The following is a 9,856-nucleotide window of genomic DNA, read 5'->3' on the forward strand; positions in this document are numbered from 1 at the left end:
TGCGGCTGCGGCTGCGGCTGCGGCGCCGGTTTTTCGGACGGCATGCCGGGGCCGCCGACCTGCACCGGCGTGGCCGCGCCGACGTTGGTGCCCGGCGCCATCGCCGCGATATGGCTGGCGTACAGGATGAAGGCGCCGGCGCTCGCCGCGCGCGCGCCGCCCGGCGCGACATAGGTGGCCACCGGCACGGGCGAAGCGAGGATCGCGCGGATGATCTGGCGCATGGCGGTGTCGAACCCGCCGGGGGTGTCCATCTGGATGAGCACGAGCGCGCTGCCGTCGGTGGCGGCGCGCGCGATGCCGCGCGAGATGTAGTCGGCGTTGGCCGGACCGATCGGACCGTCGATGATGAGGCGGGTGACGGACGCGGCGCCCTGCGGCGCGGCCGGACCCTGCTGCGCGCCGGCCGCCAAGGCGAGCAGCGAGCCAAGAACCCAGACGACCAAGCACAGTACCGAACGTGACTGCCGCGCCATCACAATCCCCCCAAGCGGGGAAGTTCGCTTCCCGACCCAAGGTTAGAAGCGCGGCCCGGCCTTTGGTTCCGCGCCGGCGACCCGACAAGCCGGCGGGCGCCTAAGCCATCAGGGCGGCGCTCATGGTGCGCACTTCGTCGGACGACTCGAGCAAGATGCTGTCGAGGGTGGCGTCGTCCATGACAAAATCGAGTACCGAGTCCGAATGCCGCGGCATGGCGGGCGCCTCCTGCGCCAGCGGCGAGGCCACCGGCGCGAACTGGTTCGCCAGCAGAAGGGTGTCGAGCAAGGTGCTCGGCGGCATGCTCAGCCAGCCGCCGCGCAAGCCTTCGATGGCCGTGCTGACGGCGGCCGGGATCATGAGTTTTTTCATCACCTCGCGGCTGACCACCTCTTCGCACAGCTCGGCCCAGTGCTCGACGTCGTCGTCTAGCAGCCCGGGAAACTCGTCGGCGCGCGAGAGCAGGTAGAAGCCGCCGACCTCGTGCACGATGGCGGCGAACATGGCGGTGTCGGGATTGACGAAGGTGATGCGGCGCGCGATCACGTGAGACAGCGCGGCCACGTGCGCCGTGTGCTCCCACAACTGGGCGGCCTTGGCGCGCAGGCCGGGGTCGGCGATGCGCGCGCCGAACTGGCGCACCACGAGGCTCGCGACCAGCGTCTGCAGGCTGCGGTAACCGACCCGCATGACGGCCGCGCGCACATTGGTGATCGGCGCGGCGTCGCTGCGTTTGAAGGCCGCCGAGTTGGCCAGCGCCACGGTGCGCGCGGCCAGTTGCGGCTCGCCCAGCACCAACTTGATCGCGTCCTCGATATGGCAGTCGGGGTTGTCGAGCGCAAGCTGCAAACGCAAGGCCGCATTGACGCTGGTGGGAAACGTGATGTCCCCCCGCGCGGCCTGGGCGGCAATGTATCCAAAGGATTCTAGTCGGTTCACGGAAAAATTATACTCCGGCGTCTTGGGATTTACAGCACGTATCGTCGCGGATGGGGACGCGCTTGAGCGGGAGGCGGCCCAAGCGACACCAAGCCTGAGCAGCCGACCTTGATGCCGGACTTTGAGCAGCAGACCGTGAGCAGCAGACCAGAGCAGCCGCCCCTTCAGCAGCCCCCCTGAGAGCCGGGCCCTGGGCTGCGGGCCGCGCAACGGCAGACCCTTGAACGTCTGACCCTTGAGCGGGCCGCCCTTGAGTGGGCCACCCTTGAGTGGGCCGCCCTTGAGCGGGCCGCCCCTGGGCGGCTCCGCCGTTGACGCGCGTCGCCCGCCGCGCTCGTCACAGCATGTGTCGAAAAGCCAATGAAGCGGGAAGACCGCGCGCGATCTCCCCGTCCAATGGCCCCGCCTACTTGACGACGATGGCACTGCGCACGTTGTTCACGCCTTCGACGGTACGCGCGAGCTGGACGGCCGTGTCTGCCTCGGTCTTCGAATCGACGAAGCCGCTGAGCATGACCGTGCCCTTTTCGGTCTTGACGTGGATCGCGAGCCCGCCCACGTCGAGCTGTTTGATGATATTCGCCTTGACCTTGGTCGTGATGACGGCGTCGGCCACCACCTTGCCGGTGCGCGTGGCGACCTTGTCGCCCGTGTCGGCCAGGTCGTCGGTTGCGCGGTCCGCTTTTGGGACAGCGGTGGCGGCCGCGCGCTCGGTTCTCTGGGCGACGTTCGCGGCCGCGTCGCGGGTTTTGGCGACGACGGTGTCGGCCGCGCGCGCGGTCTTTTGAGCCACCGTCGAGGCGGCGTCGCGGGTGCGTTCGGCGGCCGTTTCGGCGGCCGACCTGGTCGCTTGCAGCGCGCCGCGCGCGGTGTCGGCGGTCTTGTCGGCGACCGTCTCGGCCGCGTTCTCGGCACGGTCGGCGACGTTGCCGCCGGCGACCGTCCCGTTCTCGAGCAGGCAGGCCGCGTCCTTGCGTCCGGTTTGCTGCGCGCACCTCCTGAGCATCGCCTCGCGCGCCGTTTCGTTCGCGGCGAGCGTGTTGCGGCCGGCCCTGGCATCGGCGATGGCTGCGGTGTGCTCGGCGCGCGCCCGGCTCATGCAACCTTGTTGGTCCGCCGCGCTCATGCCGGCGCAGCGCACCTTGGCCAGCGTGTACTGGGCGTCGGCGACTTTCCGGCGGGCTTTTTCGCGGCCTTTCGCCGTGTTGTTGTATTGCGCGAGCGCATCGGCCTCGGAGCGAACGCGCGCCACCTTGGCCTCCTCGAGGCAGACCTCGCGCGCGTTGCCAACGGCGCCGGCGCAGGTGCTGACGGCCGCTTTATAGTCGGCCTCGACCTTTTGTGTGATGTTGCGGTAGGTGGCCGGATCGTGGTTCAGTGCTGCCGTTGGCGCTGCTGCAAAACTGGCGCCGGCGGCCATCGCCAGCATCGTTGCAACGATGTTTTTCATGGTGGGGTCCCTTGCTGGTGTGTTGTCGTAGCACGATTTAACGCCCTTTTGCCGGCGCTGTTCTGTGCGAGAACGAACGGTGCAGGGATATTAGCGATGCCGATTCAAGCGCACAGCTGCCAGCGCAAACAGGTCGCCGCCGGCGTCGGCCGGACCGTCGGCCAGCGCGGCCGCCAGCCAGGGCAAGGTGTCGTGTTTGGGTTCGAGAAAGCGCGTGCGCACGCGCGTGATCTGCCCGATCATCGCCTCGAAACTTTCAGGGTGGTAACGTGCCAGCCAGGCCACTTCGGTCATGTCGGCAAACGCCTCCTCGGTGCGCACGCGGCGGTTGAACCAATCGCGGATGAAGCCGATCGACTTTGCGATGGGCAACAATTTCTCGTTGGCGGGATAACCGTTGAGACGGCGGTGGCAATGGCCGAGTTCATGCACGGCGGCGCCTTCCAGGAACAGCTCGAGGTATGCCGGATCGACCAATTCGGTGAGCCGGCGCGCGCTCGGATTGTCGCGCGCCGAGACCACGAGCCTGCAGCGGCCGTTCTCGGTCCACAGGCCGATCGGCGTGTGGCCCGGCAGGCCGGGGCCGCGCTCGACATGCAGCACGACCGGCAGGCCCTCGGCCTGCCCGAAGGCCACGACGCGCCCGGCGGCGGCGATCCACTGCGCCTCGCCGGCCTCGGCCCCGTGCAGGTCGCCGCTGGCGAGGCACAGGCCGAGCGCGAGGCCCAGCAATAACTTGCCGTTGCTCATCGGCTACTCGGTGCCCTGCAAGCCGGCGCGCCACAATCTGGCGGCCTCCTCGAACGGCACGGCGAGCGGATCGAACACGGCCCCGGCCTGCGCCAGGCCGATCCAGGCGCGCGTGTCGTGCGGGCCGCCGGCCCTCCCGCCGGCGCGCACCGACGCGAACCATGCATGCACGCGCGCATAATGTTGCGGATGGTTGCGCTGGGTCCAGGCCAGCGCGACGAGGTCGGCGAAGCCCTCCTCGCGGCGCGTCTCGCGCAACGCCTTGCGGGCCGCGAGCAGCGCCGCGTCGTCGACCTGCTCGTCCTTTGGCTCGACGAACCCGGCCGGCAGCGCATGCCAGGCGTTTTGCACATAGCGCCAGCAATGGCCGATTTCGTGCGCGGCCATCGCCTCGATCAGCATCGCGCGATCGTCCTCGGGCGTGCCCTTCAAAACGGCCTCTGCGTCGGGGTTTTCGCGCAGCGACAACACCAGCTTGCAACGGCCGCCATCGAAGCCCATCGCCAGCGGCACGTCGCCCGGGCGCGGGCGCGGCTGGACGGTGATGTCGATCGGAAGCTTGAGCGCCTTCGAGTAGGCCAGCACGGGCGCGGCGGCCTTCAGCCAGCGCGTTTCGAGCGCGGTGAGCCGCCCGTCCGCGTTGGCAGCGTTGGCGACGAAACAGAGCAATACGATAAAAATGTGCTTCAACATGGAGAGGTTCCTCCCCGATCCTAAAGTGCCTCTCGGCAATTTTAATCCAGTCCCCCTCCCCATTCCCGCTATTTATTTCTTTGTTGCAAAAGCGCCATATCCGCTTGATAACAAGGGAATTTGTTCAATTTCCATCTCGACAAACCGGGGTCTGACCCCGGGTGGCCCCGATCGCGAAAGTTGATTCCTACAGGCACTTCCTTCGGTTCGATGCCCAGGCAATCCAGCAGCAGGGGTGAAAAAATTTCCGCGATGACAAACCGGGGTCTGACCCCAGTTTAGGAATATTTCTCAACTGGGTCAGACCCCGATTGCCCAAACAGATTGTTTTGCGCTTATTTCGCCGGCTTGGCGGCCGGGGCGGCCAGCAGCGCGGCGGCCGTGGTGAAGGTCGGCCGGATGTCGGTCGGCACCGTCTTCATCCTGTCGAGCGCCTTCTGGACCTCCGGACGGATCAGCACGTACTTCGTCATCATGCCTTTCGCGCGCTCGTAGTCGCCGGTCGCCTCGATCGTCAGGAACTCGCGGTCGAGGTCCATCACGGCCTGCTTGATCTTTTTGAAGTCGACCGCGAAGGTGCCGTCGCCGTGCGCCACGAAGCCACCCTTGTCGAGCAGGTAGTTGACCTGGATCGCCATGCCGCGCGCGTGCGAACTGGTCAGCCCGAAGTGCAGCGTGCGGAACGCCGACGCCAGGAACGTGTTGTACAGCTTGCGCTCGGCCGCGGCGCCCTGCCCCAGCGTGTCCTTGAGCTGGCCCTTGTCCATCATGTAGGCGAGCGCCCACAAACCGGTGATGTCGGCCTTCGCCTCCTCGATCGTCGAGTAGGTCTCCTTCAGGTCCTGGCGCGGGGTCGATGCCGCGCCGTCGACCGTGGTCTTGTGCGGGCCCAGCCCGTGCATGATCTCGTGCGCCAGGATGTGCGTGAAGAACGAGTCGAAGTCGACGTCCTTCTGGTCGGCCGGCCGCAGCACCAGCTTCGAGATCGGCGTCAGCGTCGATTTGAACTTCGCCTCCTGTACGTTCTTGAGCATCACGCGCTTCGAGCCGCGCTCGCTGATGATGCGCTCGTCGTTGGGCAGGTTGTACGCGGCCGTCTGCACCCCCATGTTGCCGTCGCCGGCCGAATACACCTGGTTGACCACCACCATCGGCGCCAGCGCGCCCACCTTCGGGTTGCGGTACTGCTTGTCGAGCGGCAGGTTGTCCTCGAGCTCCTGCATGTGCTTGCTGAAGAAGTCGAGCTTGCTCGTCTCCTTCTGGTCGCGGATGCTGACGTAGGCCTCGAACGCGGCCTTGTAGCCGAACAGCTCGTCGTTGTAGGTCTCGTACGGTCCGATCGTGATGTCGACCGGCGAATCGAGGTCCATCCACGCGAAGTCCGACGGCAGGTAGTCGTTCGACAAAAACGCTTCGGCGCGCAAGGTCAGGAATTTTTTGAGCGATGCGTTGTCCGTCATGGCCGCCGCCTCGTTGAGCAGCGCCGACAACTTAACCAGTTCGGCCCGGTATTCGTCCGAATACTTGACCACCTTCATCTTGCCGTCGGCGCCGGTGCGGATCGTCGTGAAGAACCATTGCGCCGCCTCCTTGTCCTTGGCCGGCAGCGTGCCCATCCACGACTCGAGCGTCGCCTTGGTCGCGCCGGCCGGGTAGAAGTTGGCGCCCGCCGGTTTCTGGCCCGGGATCTCGATGCCCGCGTAGTCGGCCGGCATGAAGGAGTTGTTGCCGTCGATGATGGACCACGGCCCCTTGTTGAGCCAGAAATAATTCAGGCGCGCCTTGCCGAGCGGCGTCGCGTCCTTCTTGAGCGCGGACCAGAGCGCCTCGTTGCCCGACCAGCGCTGGCGCAGCTGCAAGGTGTCGATGATCTTGGCCGCCTCGATCAGCTTGACGATCGCCGCCTTGTCGCCGGCCGACAGCTTCGAGGTGTCGGCGCGCAGGCTGACCGGCGCGAAGCGCTGCGCCATCTGGTTCAATTGCGCCGCGCTGGCGACGCTCGGGACGGGCGCGACGGCGGGGCTGGCCGGGGCCGCACTTGCAGCACCAGCGGCGAGTAGCCAGATGCAGGGAACGAGGAGGTTCTTCATGGGTCCTTTTGAGAGAGAAGTTTCAACGGGTGCATTGTAATCCTTCATTCCGCCGCGCCGTGCAAACCTTTCGGCGCGCCCGTTGCCGGCGCGCCGCGCCGGCCATCACGCCGCTTTCCGCAAAGGATGTGCGTTATCGCACCGAGCCCCCGTCCGCTTTCGTGCATCCTTCCTTCTTTACAGGAGGCGTTTATGACGACAAAGAATGACAAGCAGGCACAACGCCGCAAGGAGGCACCATGAGCAACGCGGCCCGGCACGAATGGCGCGATCAACAAGTCCTACTCAACGAACGTTTGAAGGGTTTTTTAGCAAACCCGGGCACTGAACAAATGGAAGCGGTGGTCGCAGAAATGCGCGCTTACGCCGATGCCGCCCGTACCGGCAACATCGACATCCCCACCACCTGGACCAGCTACGATTAAGCAGAACTGACATCCGCGCCGCGGACCTAGCCCGCCTTTCTTGGCGCGCCGCAGTAAACCTGCATACCAATACTGCATTCGGGACGTAAAAAAACCGGGGACACGCCGTCAGGCCCGTCTCCGGTTTTTCATTTGATGCGCAGCTTTATAACGCAGGCCGGCCTTGCAAGGCCGGCCCGTCACGCAGGGGCGCGGCTTGCCGCCCCAATTGCCCGCTTCACCGCTTGCGCACCGGCGGCAGGTCGGTGCAGACACCCTCGTAGATCTCGGCCGCCATGCCGATCGATTCGCCCAGCGTCGGATGCGGATGGATCGTCTTGCCGATGTCGGCGCCGTCGCACCCCATCTCGATCGCCAGCGCGATCTCGCCGATCATGTCGCCGGCATGGGTGCCGACGATGCCGCCGCCGACGATGCGGTGGGTCTCGGCGTCGAACAGCAGCTTGGTGAAGCCTTCGTCACGGCCGTTGGCCACCGCGCGCCCGCTCGCGGCCCACGGGAAGTGCCCCTTCTCGAGCTTGATGCCCTTGGCCTTGGCCTCGTCCTCGGTGATGCCGACCCATGCCACCTCGGGATCGGTGTACGCGACCGACGGAATCACCTTGGCGTCGAAGAACGCCTTCTCGCCGTGCGCCGCCTCGGCCGCGACGTGCGCCTCGTGCACCGCCTTGTGCGCGAGCATCGGTTGGCCGACCAGGTCGCCGATGGCGAAGATGTTCGGCACGTTGGTGCGCATCTGGGCGTCGACATTGATGAAGCCGCGCTCGGTGACGCTCACGCCCGCCTTTTCGGCGCCGAGCTTGCCGCCGTTCGGGCTGCGTCCAACCGCCACCAGCACCATGTCGTACAGTTGCGCGTCGGGCGCGGCGACGCCCGGCTCGGCCGACTCGAACGTGACCTTGATACCCTCCGGCAGCGCTTCCACGGCGACGGTCTTGGTCTTGGTCATGATCTTGTCGAAGCGCTTCTCGTTGTACTTCTGCCAGACCTTGACCATGTCGCGGTCGGCGCCCTGCATCAGGCCGTCGAGCATCTCGACGACGTCGATGCGCGCGCCCAGGGTCGAATACACGTGCGCCATCTCGAGGCCGATGATGCCGCCGCCGATGACCAGCATCTTCTTCGGGATCGCGCGCAGTTCGAGCGCGCCGGTCGAGTCGACGATGCGCGGATCGTCCGGCACGAACGGCAGCTTGACCACGGACGAGCCGGCCGCGATGATCGCCTTTTTGAACGCCACCACCTGCTTGCCGCCGTCGATGCCGGTGACCTCGATGTGGTTCGGGCCCAGGAACTGGCCCACGCCGCGCACCACGTTCACCTTGCGCATCTTGGCCATGCCGGTCAGGCCGGTGGTCATTTTGCCGATGACCTTTTCTTTCCAGCCGCGCAGCTGGTCGATGTCGATCTCGGGCTTGGCGAAGGCGATGCCGTGCTTCGACATCGAGGCCGTCTCGTCGATCACGGCGGCCACGTGCAGCAGCGCCTTGGACGGGATGCAGCCGACGTTGAGGCACACACCGCCGAGCGTGGCGAAGCGCTCGACGAGCACCGTGTTCATGCCCAGGTCGGCCGAGCGGAAGGCGGCCGAATAGCCGCCGGGGCCGGCGCCGAGCACCATCATGTCGCATTCGATGTCGACCTTGCCGGCGTAGCTCACGCCCACCGGCGCCGGAGCGGCCGAAGGCGCGTCGGCGTTGGCGGCCGACGCCGGGGCGACGGCCGGCGCCTGCGCCGCTGGGGCGGCATCAAGCGCCGGCGCGGCGGCGCCGGCGGCCTCGTCGATCATCAGCAGCGGCGAACCTTCGGCCACCTTGTCGCCGACCTTGACCAGGATCTCCCTGACCACGCCGGCGCTGCTCGACGGGATCTCCATGCTCGCCTTGTCGGATTCGACCGTGATCAGGGACTGGTCGACCTTGATCGTGTCGCCCACCTTGACCATCAGTTCGATCACTTCGACTTCTTTAAAGTCGCCGATGTTCGGCACTTTCACTTCAATTATGCTCATCGCTTATCCAATCACAGCAAGGTCTTGCGCAGGTCGGCCATGACTTCGGCCAAATACGCGGTGAAACGGGCGGCCATGGCGCCGTCGATGACGCGGTGGTCGTACGACAGCGACAGCGGCAGCATCAGGCGCGGCTGGAATGCGGCGCCGTCCCACACCGGCTTCATCGACGACTTCGACAGGCCGAGGATGGCCACTTCGGGGGCGTTGATGATCGGGGTGAAGGCGGTGCCGCCGATGCCGCCGAGCGAAGAGATCGTGAACGTCGCGCCCTGCATGTCGGTCGGCTTGAGCTTGCCGTCGCGCGCCTGGCCCGACAACTCGCCCATTTCGACGGCGATCTGCGAGATCGACTTCTTGTCGGCGTCCTTGATGACCGGGACCATCAGGCCGTTCGGGGTGTCGGCCGCGAAACCGATGCTGTAGTACTGCTTGAGGATCAGGTTGGCGCCGGTCTCGTCGATCGAGGCGTTGAACGCCGGGTATTTCTTGAGCGCGGCGACGCTGGCCTTGATCACGAACGCGAGCATGGTCAGCTTGACGGTCGACTTCGACTTGGCCAGCGCCGCGTTCGAATCGACGCGGAACTGTTCGAGGTCGGTCACGTCGGACTCGTCGAACTGCGTCACGTGCGGGATCATGACCCAGTTGCGGTGCAGGTTCGGGCCGCTGATCTTCTTGATGCGCGACAGTGGCAGCAACTCGGTCGGGCCGAACTTGCTGAAGTCGAGCGACGGCCACGGCAGCAGGTCGAGGCCGACGCCGCTGCCGCCGGCGGCCGGCTTGGCGCTGGCGGCGGGGGCCGCCATCACGCCCTTGACGAAGTTTTGCACGTCTTCCTGGGTGATGCGGCCTTTGGGACCGCTGCCCGGAACGCGCGACAGATCGACGCCGAGTTCGCGCGCGAACTTGCGGATCGACGGCGAGGCGTGCGCCTTCGAGTTCGATGCCGCGAGCGCGCCCGCCGCCGGCGCTGCCGCTGCCGGTGCCGCGGCAGGTGCCGGCGCGGGAGCGGCCGCCA

General features: G+C 66.5%; 9 protein-coding genes. 1 reads left to right on the forward strand and 8 read right to left on the reverse strand.

Features of this window, described 5'->3' with window-relative positions; genetic code table 11:
- The 6 genes from C7C56_RS06660 to C7C56_RS06685 form a co-directional block, all read right to left on the reverse strand.
- Positions 1-446 (reverse strand): Clp protease/crotonase-like domain-containing protein (locus tag C7C56_RS06660; protein WP_502506456.1); only part of this gene is annotated, 446 nt, incomplete at its 3' end.
- A gap of 130 nt (positions 447-576) precedes the next feature.
- Positions 577-1,416: an HDOD domain-containing protein gene (locus C7C56_RS06665; RefSeq protein ID WP_106756680.1), complete on the reverse strand. Its 840-nt coding sequence runs from the start codon at positions 1,414-1,416 to the stop codon at positions 577-579.
- Between the two features lie 406 nt (positions 1,417-1,822).
- Entirely contained in the window at positions 1,823-2,866 is a 1,044-nt protein-coding gene (locus C7C56_RS30275) for a BON domain-containing protein (protein ID WP_106756681.1), read from the reverse strand.
- Between the two features lie 90 nt (positions 2,867-2,956).
- A complete protein-coding gene (locus C7C56_RS06675; protein ID WP_106756682.1) occupies positions 2,957-3,616 on the reverse strand; it encodes a hypothetical protein in 660 nt (219 codons plus the stop codon).
- A 3-nt stretch (positions 3,617-3,619) separates the two neighbouring features.
- Positions 3,620-4,309 (reverse strand): hypothetical protein, encoded by a 690-nt coding sequence (locus C7C56_RS06680; RefSeq protein WP_106756683.1) that lies wholly within the window; start codon positions 4,307-4,309, stop codon positions 3,620-3,622.
- Between the two features lie 335 nt (positions 4,310-4,644).
- Positions 4,645-6,399, reverse strand: coding sequence for a dipeptidyl-peptidase 3 family protein (locus tag C7C56_RS06685; RefSeq protein ID WP_106756684.1), 1,755 nt, complete (start codon positions 6,397-6,399; stop codon positions 4,645-4,647).
- A gap of 239 nt (positions 6,400-6,638) precedes the next feature.
- Here C7C56_RS06685 and C7C56_RS06690 point away from each other — a divergent pair, with 239 nt between their 5' ends.
- Positions 6,639-6,824, forward strand: a complete 186-nt coding sequence (locus tag C7C56_RS06690; protein WP_106756685.1) for a hypothetical protein — start codon at positions 6,639-6,641, stop codon at positions 6,822-6,824.
- Positions 6,825-7,041: 217 nt separating this feature from the next.
- On the opposite strand, the gene lpdA is transcribed toward C7C56_RS06690, so the two are convergent.
- A complete protein-coding gene (gene lpdA / locus C7C56_RS06695) occupies positions 7,042-8,835 on the reverse strand; it encodes a dihydrolipoyl dehydrogenase (protein WP_106756686.1) in 1,794 nt (597 codons plus the stop codon).
- An 11-nt stretch (positions 8,836-8,846) separates the two neighbouring features.
- The coding region (locus C7C56_RS06700; protein WP_181373048.1) for a 2-oxo acid dehydrogenase subunit E2 at positions 8,847-9,856 on the reverse strand (1,010 nt) is incomplete at its 5' end.

The sequence above is a fragment of the Massilia glaciei genome (assembly GCF_003011895.2).
In the GTDB taxonomy this organism is placed as follows: Bacteria; Pseudomonadota; Gammaproteobacteria; order Burkholderiales; family Burkholderiaceae_D; genus Telluria_A; species Telluria_A glaciei.